15 protein-coding genes are annotated in these 15,408 nt (G+C 55.9%); 10 read left to right on the plus strand and 5 right to left on the minus strand.

The window, feature by feature from the left end; all coding sequences use genetic code 11:
• Positions 1–3 precede the first annotated feature (3 nt).
• Genes IMQ56_RS11045 through IMQ56_RS11055 form a run of 3 tightly spaced genes read left to right on the plus strand, consistent with a single transcriptional unit; the run spans position 4 to position 2,825 of the window.
• Complete coding sequence (locus IMQ56_RS11045; RefSeq protein ID WP_017383374.1) at positions 4–1,161, plus strand: ABC transporter permease; 1,158 nt, start codon at positions 4–6, stop codon at positions 1,159–1,161.
• The gene (locus IMQ56_RS11050) at positions 1,154–2,104 is read left to right on the plus strand and encodes an ABC transporter ATP-binding protein (protein ID WP_015572334.1); all 951 of its coding nucleotides are present in this window, start codon (positions 1,154–1,156) and stop codon (positions 2,102–2,104) included. Before IMQ56_RS11045 ends, IMQ56_RS11050 begins: the two co-directional genes overlap by 8 nt.
• Positions 2,088–2,825: an ABC transporter permease gene (locus tag IMQ56_RS11055; protein ID WP_017383373.1), complete on the plus strand. Its 738-nt coding sequence runs from the start codon at positions 2,088–2,090 to the stop codon at positions 2,823–2,825. The genes IMQ56_RS11050 and IMQ56_RS11055 overlap by 17 nt, the downstream gene beginning before the upstream one ends.
• Here IMQ56_RS11055 and IMQ56_RS11060 read toward each other — a convergent pair.
• Positions 2,800–2,913 carry a protein YohO gene (locus tag IMQ56_RS11060; protein ID WP_017383372.1) on the minus strand — a complete coding sequence of 38 codons (114 nt, stop codon included), beginning with the start codon at positions 2,911–2,913 and terminating at the stop codon, positions 2,800–2,802. The genes IMQ56_RS11055 and IMQ56_RS11060 overlap by 26 nt on opposite strands.
• Before the next feature lie 69 nt (positions 2,914–2,982).
• Positions 2,983–3,723: an HTH-type transcriptional regulator MlrA gene (gene mlrA / locus IMQ56_RS11065; RefSeq protein ID WP_017693055.1), complete on the minus strand. Its 741-nt coding sequence runs from the start codon at positions 3,721–3,723 to the stop codon at positions 2,983–2,985.
• Positions 3,724–3,941: 218 nt separating this feature from the next.
• On the opposite strand from mlrA, the gene IMQ56_RS11070 reads away from it, so the two are divergent.
• Genes IMQ56_RS11070 through IMQ56_RS11080 form a run of 3 tightly spaced genes read left to right on the plus strand, consistent with a single transcriptional unit; the run spans position 3,942 to position 6,857 of the window.
• Entirely contained in the window at positions 3,942–5,627 is a 1,686-nt protein-coding gene (locus IMQ56_RS11070) for a sensor histidine kinase (RefSeq protein ID WP_017383370.1), read from the plus strand.
• Positions 5,621–6,340, plus strand: coding sequence for a two-component system response regulator BtsR (gene btsR / locus IMQ56_RS11075; protein ID WP_015572336.1), 720 nt, complete (start codon positions 5,621–5,623; stop codon positions 6,338–6,340). Before IMQ56_RS11070 ends, btsR begins: the two co-directional genes overlap by 7 nt.
• Positions 6,341–6,386: 46 nt before the next feature.
• Positions 6,387–6,857, plus strand: coding sequence for a DUF1456 family protein (locus IMQ56_RS11080; RefSeq protein WP_015572337.1), 471 nt, complete (start codon positions 6,387–6,389; stop codon positions 6,855–6,857).
• 108 nt (positions 6,858–6,965) lie between these two features.
• Here IMQ56_RS11080 and metG read toward each other — a convergent pair whose 3' ends face one another.
• Positions 6,966–8,999 (minus strand): methionine--tRNA ligase, encoded by a 2,034-nt coding sequence (gene metG / locus IMQ56_RS11085; RefSeq protein WP_015572338.1) that lies wholly within the window; start codon positions 8,997–8,999, stop codon positions 6,966–6,968.
• A gap of 165 nt (positions 9,000–9,164) precedes the next feature.
• Between metG and apbC the strand changes: the two genes are divergently transcribed.
• Positions 9,165–10,274 carry an iron-sulfur cluster carrier protein ApbC gene (gene apbC, locus IMQ56_RS11090; protein WP_017383367.1) on the plus strand — a complete coding sequence of 370 codons (1,110 nt, stop codon included), beginning with the start codon at positions 9,165–9,167 and terminating at the stop codon, positions 10,272–10,274.
• Positions 10,275–10,363: 89 nt separating this feature from the next.
• Here the strand turns inward: apbC and IMQ56_RS11095 are convergent, their stop codons facing one another.
• Entirely contained in the window at positions 10,364–10,843 is a 480-nt protein-coding gene (locus tag IMQ56_RS11095) for a GNAT family N-acetyltransferase (protein WP_048219769.1), read from the minus strand.
• A complete protein-coding gene (locus tag IMQ56_RS11100; RefSeq protein ID WP_017383366.1) occupies positions 10,794–11,126 on the minus strand; it encodes an RcnB family protein in 333 nt (110 codons plus the stop codon). Before IMQ56_RS11100 ends, IMQ56_RS11095 begins: the two co-directional genes overlap by 50 nt.
• A gap of 482 nt (positions 11,127–11,608) precedes the next feature.
• On the opposite strand from IMQ56_RS11100, the gene IMQ56_RS11105 reads away from it, so the two are divergent.
• The 3 genes from IMQ56_RS11105 to IMQ56_RS11115 are packed head-to-tail and all read left to right on the plus strand — an operon-like array spanning position 11,609 to position 15,395.
• Entirely contained in the window at positions 11,609–12,748 is a 1,140-nt protein-coding gene (locus tag IMQ56_RS11105; RefSeq protein WP_047729324.1) for a polysaccharide export protein, read from the plus strand.
• Positions 12,748–13,197 (plus strand): protein-tyrosine-phosphatase, encoded by a 450-nt coding sequence (locus IMQ56_RS11110; RefSeq protein ID WP_015572343.1) that lies wholly within the window; start codon positions 12,748–12,750, stop codon positions 13,195–13,197. Before IMQ56_RS11105 ends, IMQ56_RS11110 begins: the two co-directional genes overlap by 1 nt.
• The gene (locus IMQ56_RS11115) at positions 13,197–15,395 is read left to right on the plus strand and encodes a polysaccharide biosynthesis tyrosine autokinase (RefSeq protein WP_196063822.1); all 2,199 of its coding nucleotides are present in this window, start codon (positions 13,197–13,199) and stop codon (positions 15,393–15,395) included. The genes IMQ56_RS11110 and IMQ56_RS11115 overlap by 1 nt, the downstream gene beginning before the upstream one ends.
• Positions 15,396–15,408: the final 13 nt, after the last annotated feature.

Consider the following 15,408-nt stretch of genomic DNA (forward strand, 5'->3'; position numbering starts at 1 on the left):
GCTGTGCCAATAAAATGTCATAACCGCGTCCTGCTGCTGTTGGCCTGTGTGGCCATTGCGGCGGTCGCGTTACCCTTTGTAAATGTCGCGCCAAACCGTCTGGTGTCGGGCGAACCGCGCGCGCTCTGGCAGATCTGGTCATTTACGCCGCTACTGCTGGGCGCGGCGCTGGCGAGTACTGTAGCCTTAGCCTTCTGGCCAGGGCGAGCCGCCCTTTGGCTGACGCTTCTGCTCAGCGAAGCACTGTTTATCGTGCTGTTCTGGAGCGCGGGACAGGCGGCAACGCAGATGGCCTCGGTTGAAAGCCCGCTGGCGCGCACGTCGATTGGCAGCGGGCTGTGGCTGTGGCTGGCACTTTGTCTGCTGGTCTGTAGCGATGCCATTCGCCGTCTCACGCCGCTACCCGTCTGGCGCTGGCTGCTGAACGCGCAATTCTGGGTTATCCCTCTGCTGATCCTCTTCAGCGGCGATCTGAATCAACTCTCGCTGTTAAAAGAGTACGCCAACCGCCAGGAGGTGTTTGACAACGCGCTGGCGCAACATCTGACGATCCTGTTCGGGACGCTGATCCCGGCGCTGCTGCTGGGCGTGCCGCTGGGCATCGGGTGCTACCGGCATCCCAGCCGCCAGGGTGCCGTCTTTACCGTGCTCAACGTTATTCAGACCATCCCCTCCGTTGCGCTGTTTGGCCTGCTGATTGCCCCCCTGGCCGGTCTGGTGAAATCCTTCCCTGCGTTGGCCGCGGCAGGCATTGCCGGAACCGGGCTGACGCCTGCCCTTATCGCCCTTGTGCTGTATGCGCTGCTGCCGCTGGTGCGCGGCGTGGTGGCGGGGTTAAGCCAGGTTCCGCCTGACGTGCTGGAAAGCGCCCATGCGATGGGGATGAGTGCGCGCCAGTGTTTCTGGAAAATACAGCTGCCGCTTGCGCTTCCGCTGCTGGTTCGCAGCCTGCGGGTGGTGACGGTGCAAACCGTGGGGATGGCGGTGATTGCCGCGCTGATCGGGGCGGGCGGCTTTGGGGCACTGGTGTTCCAGGGGCTGCTGAGCAGCGCGCTGGATCTGGTGCTGCTGGGCGTTGTGCCCACGATTGCGCTGGCGGTCGTACTGGATGCATTGTTTGCCCTGTGGCTCGCGCTGCTCAGGAGAAGAGCCAATGATTGAATTTCATGATGTGAGTAAAACCTTTGCGGGCCGTCCGGCGGCAAGCCACCTCAATCTGCATTTTGCCGAGGGGGCGTTCTCGGTATTGATCGGGACGTCGGGGTCGGGAAAATCGACGACGCTGAAGATGATCAACCGGCTGGTGGAACATGACAGCGGGACGATTCGCTTTGCCGGAGAGGAGATCCGCAGCCTGCCGGTGCTGGAACTGCGGCGGCGTATGGGCTACGCCATTCAGTCCATCGGCCTGTTTCCCCACTGGACGGTGGCCCAGAACATTGCCACCGTGCTACAGCTGGAAAAATGGTCCCGGGGGAAGATCAATGAGCGTGTCGACGAGCTGATGGCGCTGCTGGGCCTGGACGCGTCGCTTCGCGACCGCTATCCGCACCAGCTTTCCGGCGGACAGCAGCAGCGGGTCGGGGTGGCGCGCGCGCTGGCCGCTAACCCGCAGGTGCTGCTGATGGATGAGCCCTTCGGCGCGCTGGATCCGGTCACCCGCGGCGCACTTCAGGCGGAGATGAGTCGCATCCACCGTATTCTAGGGCGCACCATCGTGCTGGTGACGCATGATATCGACGAAGCGCTGCGGCTGGCCGATCGTCTGATACTGATGGATCACGGCGAAGTCGTCCAGCAGGGTACGCCGCTTGAGCTGTTAACCTCGCCGGCGAATGATTTTGTGCGTGAATTTTTTGGCCGCAGCGAGCTGGGCGTCAGGCTGCTCTCGCTGCGCACCGTCAGGGACTATCTGCGTCCGCAGGATGCGCAAATCGGTGGTGAACCGCTGCACGATGGGATGAGCCTGCGCGATGCCCTGTCGGCGTTTGTCGCCCGGCAGTGCGAGGTGTTACCCGTTGCGGACGGGCAGGGGACGCCATGCGGGACGATCCATTTTCGCGATCTGCTGGCGGGGGAGGTGACGCGTGAAGTGGGTCCGTGATCCGTTACTCTGGCTGACAGGGCTGTTTATCGCCTTACTCTACCTGATGCCGCACAGCGCGGCGCTGTTTAATGCGCTTATTCCCGGGCTGCCGCGCCCGGTGTACCAGCAGGAGAGCTTTGTTAATCTCACCCTGGCGCACTTCTGGCTGGTGGCGGTGTCAAGCGTGATTGCCATCGTGCTGGGCACAGGCGCCGGGATTGCGGTGACGAGACCCGCGGGCAGGGAGTTTCGTCCGCTGGTGGAGACCATCGCCGCAACGGGGCAGACCTTCCCGCCGGTGGCCGTGCTGGCGATTGCCGTGCCGGCGATCGGTTTTGGGCAGGAGCCTGCCATCATTGCGCTGATTTTGTACGGCGTGTTGCCCATTCTGCAAGGGACTCTGGCGGGGATTGCGGCGGTGCCTGCATCGGTGCTGAGCGTAGCGGAAGGGATGGGGATGAGCGCCTGGCAGCGGCTGGTGAAGGTCGAACTGCCGCTGGCCGCACCGGTGATTATCGCCGGCGTGCGAACGTCCGTGATTATCAACATTGGTACGGCAACCATCGCCTCGACGGTCGGAGCCAATACGCTGGGAACGCCGATCATTATCGGGTTAAGCGGGTTTAATACGGCTTACATTATTCAGGGGGCGGTTCTGGTTGCGCTGGCGGCGATTGTGGTGGATCGCCTGTTTGAACGCCTGGCCGGATACCTCAGCCAACACCGCCGCGAACAATAAATGAATAACCTGCAAGCATAACGCCACCGATACCGCTGATGGCCATCAGTGCAAAGAGGGTAATTACGGCCAGTTTCGTTGCCTTCATCATGTGCTCCTGTTGTTAACGGAACAATTATACGGTGAAGCGCAGCTGTAAATGAACCATTAAATGCCGTTACGACGCATTTGGCCCCAGCGAGTAAACGGGATAACCATGTTCGCGCCATTCCGTCAGGAGCTGCTGCTGGGAAGCGGAGGGGACTTCGCCGCACCAGACCAGCAGCGTCTGTCCCTCAAACAGTTCCGGCCTGAGCTGGGCCAGGGAGTGGGCAAGCACGTCAACGCGCCAGCCCTGCTGGGTGGCAATCCAGGCTTCGAGCCACAGCCGGGTGGTATCGTGTACGTTCCAGCCGATCACCAGCGCATCTTTGCTGTTTTTATTCCGCGCTGAGGCAAGACAGACGGAAATATAGTTAATCAGCACGCCATCAAGCATGCTGAGCAGTGCCTGTAAGGTGGTTTGCTGACACTGAAGCCGACGCCGTAGGGGAATAAAAAGATGGGTGATCAAGGTTTGCGCCGGGTAGTCTCGACCCTGTTCTTTGATCCAGCCGCGCAAACGCTGCAAATTGCCACTCTGCAACAGCCTCAGCAGCGTTTCCTGCTGCTCGCGCCAGAGAAGTTGCGTATCTGGATCGTCCTGGCTCAGAAGCGATTTTACCTTGCCGACCTGTACGCCATTGTCGATCCAGCTTTTGATCTCGCGGATCCGGTCAATATCCGCATCGTTAAACAGGCGGTGCCCGCCGTCCGTTCTTTGCGGCTTAAGCAATCCATACCGTCGCTGCCACGCCCGTAGCGTAACGGGATTGATATCACACAGGAGTGCCACTTCACCTATTGTGTAAAGCGCCATTTTAGCCCCCAGGCTTGCGCGTCCCCAGCTTAACTGTAGACCCACTTTGCGGAACCAGGAAGATTTGATTCTTTTTTGTACAAATTATACGAAAGACAGGTTATCTCCGGCAAAAGGTGTGATGGCGGACACGATTTATCGCTTTTTTGGCACGTTTCAAAGAAAGTTAACCGCTATCAGTGTATGTTACGCGTTTTTAGAATGTGCGGTTTGTGAGTATGTACGAGTTTAATCTGGTGCTGCTGTTGCTTCAGCAGATGTGCGTGTTCCTTGTCATCGCCTGGTTGATGAGCAAAACGCGCCTGTTTATCCCGCTGATGCAGGTCACCGTCCGTCTGCCGCACAAATTCCTCTGCTACGTCGTATTTTCCATATTCTGCATTATGGGGACCTGGTTTGGTCTCCATATCGAAGATTCCATCGCCAATACGCGCGCCATCGGCGCGGTAATGGGCGGGCTGCTCGGAGGCCCGGTTGTCGGCGGTCTGGTGGGGTTAACCGGCGGCCTGCACCGCTATTCGATGGGCGGTATGACGGCGCTGAGCTGCATGATCTCCACCATCGTCGAAGGGTTGCTCGGTGGTCTCGTCCACAGCTATATGATTAAGCGCGGTCGCCCGGATAAAGTGTTCAGTCCCTTTACCGCAGGGGCGATTACCTTCGTGGCGGAAATGGCGCAGATGGCGATCATCCTGCTGATCGCGCGCCCGTTTGACGATGCGTTACATCTGGTCAGCAGCATTGCCGCACCGATGATGGTCACCAATACCGTAGGTGCGGCGCTGTTTATGCGCATTCTGCTCGACAAACGCGCCATGTTCGAAAAATACACCTCGGCATTTTCTGCCACCGCCTTAAAAGTTGCGGCGTCGACGGAAGGGATCCTGCGGCAGGGATTCAACGAGGAGAACAGTATGAAGGTGGCGCAGGTGCTGTATAAAGAGCTGGATATCGGAGCCGTGGCGATTACCGATCGCGAGAAGCTGCTGGCGTTTACCGGTACCGGCGACGACCACCATCTGCCGGGCAAACCGATCTCCTCGGCCTATACCCTGCGCGCTATTGAAACGGGTGAAGTGGTGTATGCCGACGGAAATGAAGTGCCGTACCGCTGTTCCCTGCATCCGCAGTGCAAACTCGGCTCTACGCTGGTCATTCCCCTGCGGGGTGAAAACCAGCGCGTCATGGGCACTATTAAGCTTTACGAAGCCAAAAATCGCCTGTTCAGCTCCATCAACCGCACGCTGGGGGAGGGGATCGCCCAGCTGCTTTCGGCGCAAATCCTGGCGGGGCAGTATGAACGGCAAAAAGCGCTGCTGACGCAGTCAGAAATTAAGCTCCTGCACGCTCAGGTGAACCCGCATTTCCTGTTTAACGCGCTCAACACGCTGAAGGCGGTGATCCGCCGCGACAGCGATCAGGCCGCGCAGCTGGTGCAATTTCTCTCGACCTTTTTCCGCAAAAATCTGAAGCGACCCTCGGAGATCGTCACCCTCGCGGACGAGATTGAGCATGTAAACGCCTATCTGCAAATTGAAAAAGCGCGCTTCCAGTCACGTTTACAGGTGTCGTTATCCGTCCCGGACGATCTGGCGTATCAGCATCTTCCGGCCTTTACCCTGCAACCGATTGTAGAAAATGCCATTAAGCATGGGACGTCGCAGCTGCTGGGAAGTGGAGAGATTATGATTTCCGCTTCCCGTTTTAACCACCATCTGGTGCTGGATATTGAAGACAACGCGGGGCTGTATGAAGCTTCCGCGTCAGGCGGTCTGGGCATGAGCCTGGTGGATAAACGCCTGCGCGCGCATTTTGGTGACGACTGCGGTATCACCGTCGCCTGTGAGCCAGACCGCTATACCCGAATTACTTTACGATTGCCGCTGGAGGAGAACGCATGTTAAGAGTGCTGATTGTCGATGATGAGCCGTTAGCACGGGAAAACCTGCGTGTTCTGTTGCAGGAGCAGAGTGATATCGAGGTTGTGGGGGAATGTGCCAATGCGATTGAAGGCATCGGTGCGGTGCATAAACTGCGCCCGGACGTGCTGTTCCTCGATATTCAGATGCCGCGCATCAGCGGGCTGGAGATGGTCGGCATGCTCGACCCGGAGCACCGTCCCTATATCGTCTTTCTGACGGCCTTTGATGAGTACGCGGTAAAGGCGTTTGAAGAGCACGCATTTGATTATCTGCTGAAGCCGATTGAAGAGAAACGCCTTGAAAAGACCCTGACCCGCCTGCATCAGGAGCGTACCGTGCAGGACGTGACGCTGCTGCCGGAGCATCAGCAGCCCCTGAAGTTTATACCCTGTACCGGGCACAGCCGGATTTACCTCCTGCAAATGGACGACGTTGCCTTTGTCAGCAGCCGTCTGAGCGGGGTATACGTCACCAGCGCTGAAGGTAACGAAGGCTTTACCGAGCTGACCCTGCGCACGCTGGAGAGCCGCACGCCGCTAATCCGCTGCCATCGTCAGTATCTGGTGAACATGGCGCACCTGAAAGAGATCCGTCTGGAAGATAACGGCCAGGCCGAGCTGGTGTTACGTGCCGGGCAAACCGTTCCCGTCAGTCGTCGCTACCTGAAAAGTTTGAAAGAGGCGATAGGGCTGTAAAACTGGTACACTGCGCGCCATTGCATCATCGACATTCGAAGGCTCTATGCTAAGTAACGATATTCTTCGTAGCCTGCGCTACACCCTGAAAGCGAACAATAATGACATGGTGCGCATTCTTGCGCTCTCCGACATGGAATCCACGTCCGCCGGGTTCGACACCTGGATGACTAAAGAAGATGAAGAGGGTTTTGTTCGCTGCCCGGACATTATTCTGTCGGGCTTTCTGAATGGCCTGATCTACGACAAGCGCGGCAAAGATGAATCTGCGCCTGAGCTGGCGCTGGAGCGTCGGGTGAATAACAACACGGTGCTGAAAAAGCTGCGTATTGCTTTCTCCCTGAAAACTGACGACATTCTGGCGATCATGACCGAGCAGAAATTTCGCGTGTCGATGCCGGAAATCACCGCCATGATGCGCGCGCCGGATCATAAGAATTACCGCGAGTGTGGGGATCAGTTTCTGCGTTATTTCCTGCGTGGGTTGACGCAGCGGGTGCATAACCAGAAGGGGTGATTTTAGCCGGATGGCGGCTTCGCCTGACCCGGCCTACAAAACCCGTAGGCCCGTGCAAGCGTAGCGCCGCCGGGCAAAAAAAAGCCGGATTCTCATCCGGCTTTTTTATTACTTCACCTGCTGACCCGGCTTCGCGCCTTCGTCAGGGCTTAACAGGAAGATATCTTTCCCGCCCGGGCCTGCGGCCATCACCATCCCCTCAGAGATGCCGAAGCGCATTTTGCGCGGCGCCAGGTTTGCCACCATCACGGTCTGACGACCAATCAGCACCTGCGGATCGGGATACGCGGAACGAATGCCGGAGAAGACGTTACGCTTCTCGCCGCCCAGATCCAGGGTCAGACGCAGCAGTTTGTCAGAACCTTCCACGAACTCCGCGTTTTCGATCAGCGCCACGCGCAGGTCGACTTTGGCGAAATCATCAAAGGTGATGGTCTCCTGAATCGGATCGTCCGCCAGCGGGCCGGTCACCGGTGCGGCAGCCGCTTTCACCTCTTCTTTGGATGCTTCCACCAGCGCGTCAACCTGCTTCATCTCGATGCGGTTATACAGCGCCTTGAAGGTGTTCACCTTGTGGCCGAGCAGCGGCTGCTGGATGGCATCCCAGGTCAGTTCGGTGTTCAGGAATGCTTCCGCGCGGGCTGCCAGCTGCGGCAGAACCGGCTTCAGCCAGGTCATCAGCACGCGGAACATGTTCAGACCCATGGTGCAGATCGCCTGCAAGTCGGCGTCGCGGCCTTCCTGTTTCGCCACCACCCACGGCGCCTGCTCGTCCACATAGCGGTTGGCCACGTCTGCCAGCGCCATGATTTCGCGAATGGCTTTACCGAATTCACGGCTTTCCCAGGCTTCGCCAACCGCAGCGGCGGCGTCGGTGAAGGTTTTATACAGCTCAGGATCGGCCAGTTCGGCAGAAAGCACGCCGTCAAAGCGTTTGGCGATAAAACCTGCGTTACGGGACGCCAGGTTCACCACCTTGTTGACGATGTCCGCGTTCACGCGCTGCACGAAATCTTCCAGATTCAGGTCGATATCGTCGATGCGGGAAGAGAGCTTCGCGGTGTAGTAGTAGCGCAGGCTGTCCGCGTCAAAGTGGTTTAGCCAGGTGCTGGCCTTAATAAACGTCCCGCGAGATTTAGACATCTTCGCGCCGTTCACCGTTACGTAGCCATGTACGAACAGGTTGGTCGGCTTGCGGAAGTTGCTGCCTTCCAGCATTGCTGGCCAGAACAGGCTATGGAAGTAAACGATGTCTTTACCGATGAAGTGATACAGCTCGGCATCGGAATCTTTCTTCCAGTATTCGTCGAAGCTGACGGTGTCGCCGCGCTTGTCACACAGATTCTTGAACGACCCCATGTAGCCAATCGGCGCATCCAGCCAGACGTAAAAATATTTGCCCGGCGCGTTCGGGATTTCGAAGCCAAAGTATGGCGCATCGCGGGAGATATCCCACTGTTGCAGACCGGATTCGAACCACTCCTGCATTTTGTTCGCCACCTGCTCCTGCAACGCACCGCTGCGGGTCCACGCCTTCAGCATTTCGCTGAACGACGGCAGGTCGAAGAAGAAGTGCTCGGAGTCACGCATCACCGGCGTCGCGCCGGAGACCACGGACTTCGGTTCGATAAGCTCGGTCGGGCTGTAGGTTGCGCCGCATACTTCGCAGTTATCGCCGTACTGGTCCGGGGATTTACATTTCGGACAGGTGCCTTTGACGAAACGGTCCGGCAGGAACATGCCTTTTTCCGGATCGTACAGCTGAGAGATGGTGCGGTTTTTAATGAAACCGTTCTCTTTCAGACGGGTGTAGATCAGCTCTGACAGCTCGCGGTTTTCGTCGCTGTGCGTGGAGTGATAGTTGTCATAGCTGATGTCAAAGCCAGCAAAATCGGTCTGATGCTCCTGACTCATTTCGGCGATCATCTGTTCCGGGGAAATGCCCAGCTGCTGCGCTTTCAGCATGATCGGCGTGCCGTGGGCATCGTCCGCACAGATGAAGTTCACCTCGTGGCCGCGCATTCGCTGGTAACGGACCCAGACATCAGCCTGGATATGCTCCAGCATGTGGCCGAGGTGGATTGAGCCGTTGGCGTACGGCAGGGCGCACGTTACCAGAATTTTTTTCGCGACTTGAGTCATAGTAGGCATTACTTCTTTTAACTGTGAAAAGGGTTTTCGATGTTACCCGAAAGGTAATAACTACGCCAAGTGATAAGGGCATTAATCCATAAATGATTAATTGTTACCTCTGGGGTAAACTTGGTGATTACACGTCTTTTTCAGAACCACTACAAAGGAGTCGGGATGAGTTCTCAATCCCAGGCCAAATCACCGGAAGCCTTACGAGCAATGGTCGCCGGGACGCTGGCTAATTTTCAGCATCCAACCCTGAAGCACAATCTCACGACGCTGAAAGCGCTTCATCACGTCGCATGGCTGGACGATACGCTGCACATTGAGCTACAGATGCCGTTCGTCTGGACCAGCGCCTTTGATGCCCTGAAAGAGCAAACCAGCTCTGAGCTGCTGCGCATTACCGGCGCAAAAGCAATTGACTGGAAGCTAAGCCACAGCATCGCCACGCTCAAGCGCGTGAAAAATCAGCCGGGCGTTAACGGCGTGAAGAACATCATCGCCGTCAGCTCGGGCAAGGGCGGGGTGGGTAAATCGTCGACCGCCGTGAACCTGGCGCTTGCGCTGGCGGCTGAAGGGGCGAAAGTCGGCATTCTGGATGCGGATATCTACGGCCCGTCCATTCCAAACATGCTGGGGGCGGAAAACCAGCGTCCAACTTCGCCGGACGGCACCCACATGGCGCCAATCGTGGCGCACGGTCTGGCGACCAACTCCATTGGTTACCTGGTCACGGACGATAACGCAATGGTCTGGCGTGGCCCGATGGCCAGCAAGGCGCTGCTGCAAATGTTGCAGGAGACAATGTGGCCTGACCTCGATTATCTGGTACTGGACATGCCGCCGGGCACCGGTGATATCCAGCTGACGCTGGCGCAGAACATTCCGGTTACCGGCGCCGTCGTGGTCACCACGCCGCAGGATATCGCGCTGATCGACGCCAAAAAAGGCATCGTCATGTTCGAGAAGGTGGAGGTGCCGGTACTGGGTATCGTCGAGAACATGAGCATGCACATTTGCAGCAACTGCGGGCACCATGAGCCTATCTTTGGTACCGGTGGCGCCGAAAAGCTGGCGGCGCAATACCACACGCAACTGCTGGGGCAACTGCCGCTGCATATCACACTGCGTGAAGATCTGGATAGCGGTAAGCCAACGGTGGTCAGCCGTCCGGATAGCGAATTCACGGAAATCTATCGTCAGCTGGCGGGGCGCGTTGCGGCGCAGCTTTACTGGCAGGGCGAAGTCATTCCGGGTGAAATCGCCTTCCGCGCGGTGTAACGCCTCTGCGCGTTAGTGCCGGGTGGCGGCTTCGCCTTACCCGGCCTGGCTCGATTTTGTAGGTCAGGTAAGCGTAGCGCCACCTGACTTTACCCAAGCCGATAGTGCATCAAATAATACTCTCCGTCCGGAGAATCTCCCGTCGCCTCAATGTGCCAGCCGTGGCGCTGGTAAAACGCAACCGCCCGCTCATTCTTCACCAGACACTTGAGTGAACCCGTGCTGGTAAACGTCTTCTGCACGTGTTCAAGCAACACATGTCCGACGCCCATGCTCTGATAGTTCGGATCGACAAACAGGTTGTGCAGAAAATTATCGTTCGTCGAGACTGAGGCAAAGCCAAGTCGGTGCCCATCCTGCTCCGCCACCCAAATCCCTTCGTCCAGGGTTGCCGCGTCAAAATCTTCAAGCTGCCACGCAGAACTGTCCATCCACGGCCAGGCTTCACGTCGGGCGTGAAGGAAGAGCGTGCGCAGGAAAGGGCGATCGCTCTCCTGCCACGGACGGATTAGGATCGTATCAGCGGTGATAGAAAATATCTCCGTTATAGGCTTTGTAGATTTTGCCATCGGCATCGCCAATCAGTACATAATTCTCACCCATGTAGGTCCAGTGTGTGCCGGCATCGGGCGCGGGAAGGTTACGCAGCTGGTACTGTTTGATGGTGTACTCAGGCGTCTGATACTGCGCGGGCGCGGTGTCGCCGATTTTAAACTTCGTAAAATCGGCAATAAACTCTTGCTCTTCATAGGCCTTGATGCCGGAAGGCGCTGTCGATGTTTGCGGTGCAGCGTGCGCGGCCCCCGCCAGTGACAGTAATACACCCAGAAGCAACAATTTACGCTTAGCCATTTTTTCTCCAGTCATATCGTTACTGATACTTTTTGTGTGCAGATCCGCTAACGGATGGCAGACAGTTCATTTTAAGTATCCTCACAGGGTGAGTTTGCAAAAAATGTAACAAAAGTGCACGGTTTTGTGTAGTCGCAACCGTCATTAATTATTACTTCGACGAATAAATATGAGCTTATACAGATAACATAATTATTGGTTTATTAATTAATTCTGAAAAAACATTTTCAAGGCGAATTTACTAAGATTCAGGCATGCATTCAACAAATAGAACATTTAAGATTGCCTGAAACCCTCTTTCCGAATGCCTGATTAAGACAATGCAGGGCTGTAAAGTCTGCCCAAAGGAATGTCGTGTGGTTTTATAAATACTCTTTGTGTTTCTGTTAATTCATTGAATAACAGCAACTTGTGCTTGAGTGAAATGTTACTGTTTTATCCTGTATACGATAATCACTACTATAAAAGATATTATGTAATAAATGAAAAACACAACAGTTGTATCGATATTATTTTTAATTATTACCCCCTTATCTGGCTGCGTATTTTACCCTGGCCAGCATCTCGATCTCGCTGGGAAAAAGATAATTGCCGCAGAAGATGCAAATGATCGTCTTGAGAAACGGATTGATGTTTATCCTCTTACGCCTTCGTTAATTGAAAAATTGCGGCCATCGGTTTTGAAATCTCAGGCAAATCCTAATCTGGATGAACAGGTCAAAAACTGGGAATACCGTATCGGCGTTGGGGATATTCTGACCGTCACCGTCTGGGATCACCCTGAACTTACAACCCCGGCAGGGCAGTATCGTAGCGCCAGTGACACCGGTAACTGGGTCAATGCCGACGGCACACTTTTCTATCCCTATGTCGGTAAATTGCCGGTGGCTGGCAAAACGGTCGCACGGGTACGCGAGGAGATCACGGCCCGGCTGAACAATGTTATTGAAAGCCCGCAGGTGGATGTCAGCGTCGCCTCTTTTCGCTCACAAAAAGCCTATGTGACGGGCGAGGTGGTGAAGTCAGGGCAGCAGGCTATTACTAATATTCCGTTAACGGTCATGGATGCCGTGAACGCCGCTGGGGGGCTCTCTGCCGACGCGGACTGGCGCAATGTCGTGCTGACGCATAATGGGAAGGACACGCGCCTCTCGCTATATGCGCTGATGCAGCATGGCGATCTCACGCAAAATAAGCTGCTCTATCCCGGCGATATTCTGTTTGTCCCCCGTAACGATGCGCTGAAAGTGTTCGTCATGGGCGAGGTCGTTAGACAGAGCACGCTGAAAATGGATCGCAGCGGCATGACCCTGGCCGAAGCGCTGGGCAATGCCGGTGGGCTGAACCAGAATATGGCCGATGCCACCGGAATTTTTGTCATTCGTTCGCTGCCGAAAAGCGAGCGTTCAGAAAAAATTGCCATCCTCTACCAGCTCAATGCTCAGGACGCATCAGCCATGGTGTTAGGCACCGAGTTTCAGCTTGAGCCCTATGACATTGTCTATGTCACCACTGCACCACTGTCCCGCTGGAATCGCGTGATATCACAGCTTGTTCCGACCATCAGCGGGGTGCATGACCTTACCGAAACGGTTCGTTACATCAGATCGTGGCCGCAATAATGTTCAAATCAATACTCGTGGTTTGCACCGGAAATGTCTGCCGTTCTCCGATTGGGGAGCGGCTTTTACGCCAGCACCTGCCCGACAGATATATCGCCTCGGCGGGCATATTCGGGCTTGAAGGGTGCCCGGCGGATGACAGCGCCCAGGACGTAGCCTGGCGGCATGGGATTTCCCTCGACGGTCATGTGGCGCGCAGGCTGACACGCAATTTGATGCAGGGATCCGATCTTATCCTGGTTATGGAGCCGGAACATCTTCGCTTCATTGCGGCCATGGCGCCGGAGATTCGAGGAAAGTCGCTGCTTTTTGGGCAATGGCTGGAGCCGCAGGAGATCCCCGATCCCTACCGTAAAAGCCGGGAAGCGTTTGAATATGTGTTTGGGCTATTGGGTAAAGCCAGTCAGGAATGGGCACGTCGTTTAGGTCAGAAAGGAATGAAGCATTAATGTCGTCTTACACAACAGACAATTATGGTGCAGCGGCACCCCAACAACATGAAGTCGATCTCGTTCGTTTGCTCGTCGAGATGATCGACCACCGCACGATGATTCTGTGCGTGACGTTCCTGTTCATCATGTGCGCCGGTCTCTATGCCTGGATTGCGCCACCTGTTTATCAGGCGGATGCCATGGTGCAAATTGAAAACAAACACGATAACAACCTGCTCAAAGGTTTGAGCCAGCTGGGCACCGATGTGTCGCCGGATGTTGCCCCTGAAATTTTACTGCTGAAATCCCGCATGATCCTCGGCGAGACCGTTGACAAATTAGCTCTGACACAGCAGGCAAAGCAGCGCGTTTTGCCTGTGGTGGGGCGTCTCTGGCAGCGTCTGCAAGGGCGTGAGCAGGGCAAAATCACGTTAGGCGAACTCCAGATCCCGCAGGTGGAAGGCAACGCGCAAGAGCTCACGCTGACCGTACAGGAAGCGGGAAAATATCACCTGACGGGCGAAAACATTGAGGCCGACGGCCAGGTTGGGAAAACGCTGGTTACGCAAGGGATCGTTCTGCTGGTGACGTCGATTGAGGCTGAGCCAGGCACGCAATTTTCGCTTAAGTCGTTGACGCGGCTTGAGACGATCAACGCGCTGAAGAAACGTCTCACGGTTGCGGAATCGGAGAAACAGAGCGGTATCGTGACCTTAACCCTGACGGGCGAAGATCCTGACAGCATCGCCCGGGTGCTGAATGCAATTGCTGAAAATTATCTCCAGCAAAATATCGCGCGCCAGGAGGCTCAGGATTCTCGTAGTCTGGATTTTTTACAGGCGCAGTTGCCGAAAATCAGCGCGGACCTTGATCAGGCAGAAGCGCGGCTGAATGCCTACCGGGCGCAGCGAGACTCGGTGGACCTGTCTCTGGAGGCAAAATCTGTCCTGGATCAGGTTGTTAACGTTGAGAATCAGCTAAATGAGCTGACGTTCCGGGAGGCAGAGATCTCCCAGCTCTTTAAAAAAAGTCACCCTACCTATCGTGCATTGCATGAAAAGAGACAGACCCTTGAGCGGGAACGGGAGCGTCTCAATAACCGTGTGTCAGCTATGCCCTCCACGCAGCAGGAGATTTTACGCCTGAGCCGCGATGTTGAGTCGGGTCGCACGATTTATTTACAGCTATTGACGCGCCAGCAGGAGCTGAATATTTCCCGCTCCAGCGCTGTCGGGAACGTAAGGATCATTGATGAGGCTGTTACGCTGCCGGACCCGATAAAGCCGCGTAAAGCGTTAATCATCGTTCTTGGCGCGCTGTTCGGGCTAATGCTCTCAATGGGGACCGTGCTGGTACGTCAGGCGTTCAAACGTGGGATCACGCTTTCCGAACAGCTGGAAGCGCAGGGGATGCCGGTTCTGGCTACGTTGCCACGTTCACAGTGGCTGTGGAGTAAAACGCAGTTGCGCAGAAAAAATCCGTTTTCTCGTCGCTGGAAACACAAAACCTCGGATGTGCCTTTCCTGCCCGTCGATCGCCCTGCTGATATGTTTGTTGAAGCGGTGCGCGGGCTGCGGACCAATCTGCATTTCACCATGATGGAGGCTGAGAACCGCATTGTGATGATTTCTGGCCCCACGCAGGACTGCGGAAAAACGCTGGTGGCGACGAATCTGGCGGCCATCGCCGGGCAGAGCGGTCAGCGGGTGCTGTTTATTGATGCGGATATGCGCCAGGGCTATGTTCATAATATTTTTGGTCTGGAGAACCGCCACGGATTGTCCTGCCTGCTCGAAGGGAAACGCGACTTAGCGGAGGTCATTCAGCATGCTGAAAAAGGGGGAATTGACGTCATCACCTGCGGCCCGGAACCCCTGCGCCCGTTAGAATTGCTGTTAAGCGAACGATTCCTTTCCGTCATGTCCTGGGTTAACGAGCAATATGACATTGTCATCATTGATACTCCGCCGGTCCTGGCCGTCACCGATGCCGCGCTGGTCGCCAGAGCAGCCGGAACAACGCTAATGGTTGCCCGTTTCGATAAAACCAGCGTGAAAGAGATGGAGAATACCGTTAAACGGTTACAGCACGTTGGCGTGAAGGTCAGCGGCACAATCCTCAACGATATTGTTAAATCCGCAGCGCTGTATTACAGCTCGGGGTACAGCCAGTATGAATACGGTTATGCTTCGAGGAAAAAAGGGGAAAGGCGTTAGCGCGGGAAAAACA

This window comes from Enterobacter sp. Res13-Sevr-PEC09-46 (assembly GCF_015672585.1).
Lineage (GTDB): Bacteria > Pseudomonadota > Gammaproteobacteria > Enterobacterales > Enterobacteriaceae > Enterobacter > Enterobacter hormaechei_C.

What these genes read in the sequence shown, in the direction of transcription:
- mlrA (WP_017693055.1), bottom strand. Translation starts at nt 3,723, where the DNA reads ATGGCGCTTTACACAATAGGTGAAGTGGCACTCCTGTGTGATATCAAT.
- IMQ56_RS11095 (WP_048219769.1), bottom strand. Translation starts at nt 10,843, where the DNA reads ATGGCAAAATCTACAAAGCCTATAACGGAGATATTTTCTATCACCGCT.
- metG (WP_015572338.1), bottom strand. Translation starts at nt 8,999, where the DNA reads ATGACTCAAGTCGCGAAAAAAATTCTGGTAACGTGCGCCCTGCCGTAC.
- IMQ56_RS11050 (WP_015572334.1), top strand. Translation starts at nt 1,154, where the DNA reads ATGATTGAATTTCATGATGTGAGTAAAACCTTTGCGGGCCGTCCGGCG.
- btsR (WP_015572336.1), top strand. Translation starts at nt 5,621, where the DNA reads ATGTTAAGAGTGCTGATTGTCGATGATGAGCCGTTAGCACGGGAAAAC.
- IMQ56_RS11115 (WP_196063822.1), top strand. Translation starts at nt 13,197, where the DNA reads ATGTCGTCTTACACAACAGACAATTATGGTGCAGCGGCACCCCAACAA.
- IMQ56_RS11060 (WP_017383372.1), bottom strand. Translation starts at nt 2,913, where the DNA reads ATGAAGGCAACGAAACTGGCCGTAATTACCCTCTTTGCACTGATGGCC.
- IMQ56_RS11105 (WP_047729324.1), top strand. Translation starts at nt 11,609, where the DNA reads ATGAAAAACACAACAGTTGTATCGATATTATTTTTAATTATTACCCCC.
- apbC (WP_017383367.1), top strand. Translation starts at nt 9,165, where the DNA reads ATGAGTTCTCAATCCCAGGCCAAATCACCGGAAGCCTTACGAGCAATG.
- IMQ56_RS11080 (WP_015572337.1), top strand. Translation starts at nt 6,387, where the DNA reads ATGCTAAGTAACGATATTCTTCGTAGCCTGCGCTACACCCTGAAAGCG.
- IMQ56_RS11110 (WP_015572343.1), top strand. Translation starts at nt 12,748, where the DNA reads ATGTTCAAATCAATACTCGTGGTTTGCACCGGAAATGTCTGCCGTTCT.
- IMQ56_RS11070 (WP_017383370.1), top strand. Translation starts at nt 3,942, where the DNA reads ATGTACGAGTTTAATCTGGTGCTGCTGTTGCTTCAGCAGATGTGCGTG.
- IMQ56_RS11100 (WP_017383366.1), bottom strand. Translation starts at nt 11,126, where the DNA reads ATGGCTAAGCGTAAATTGTTGCTTCTGGGTGTATTACTGTCACTGGCG.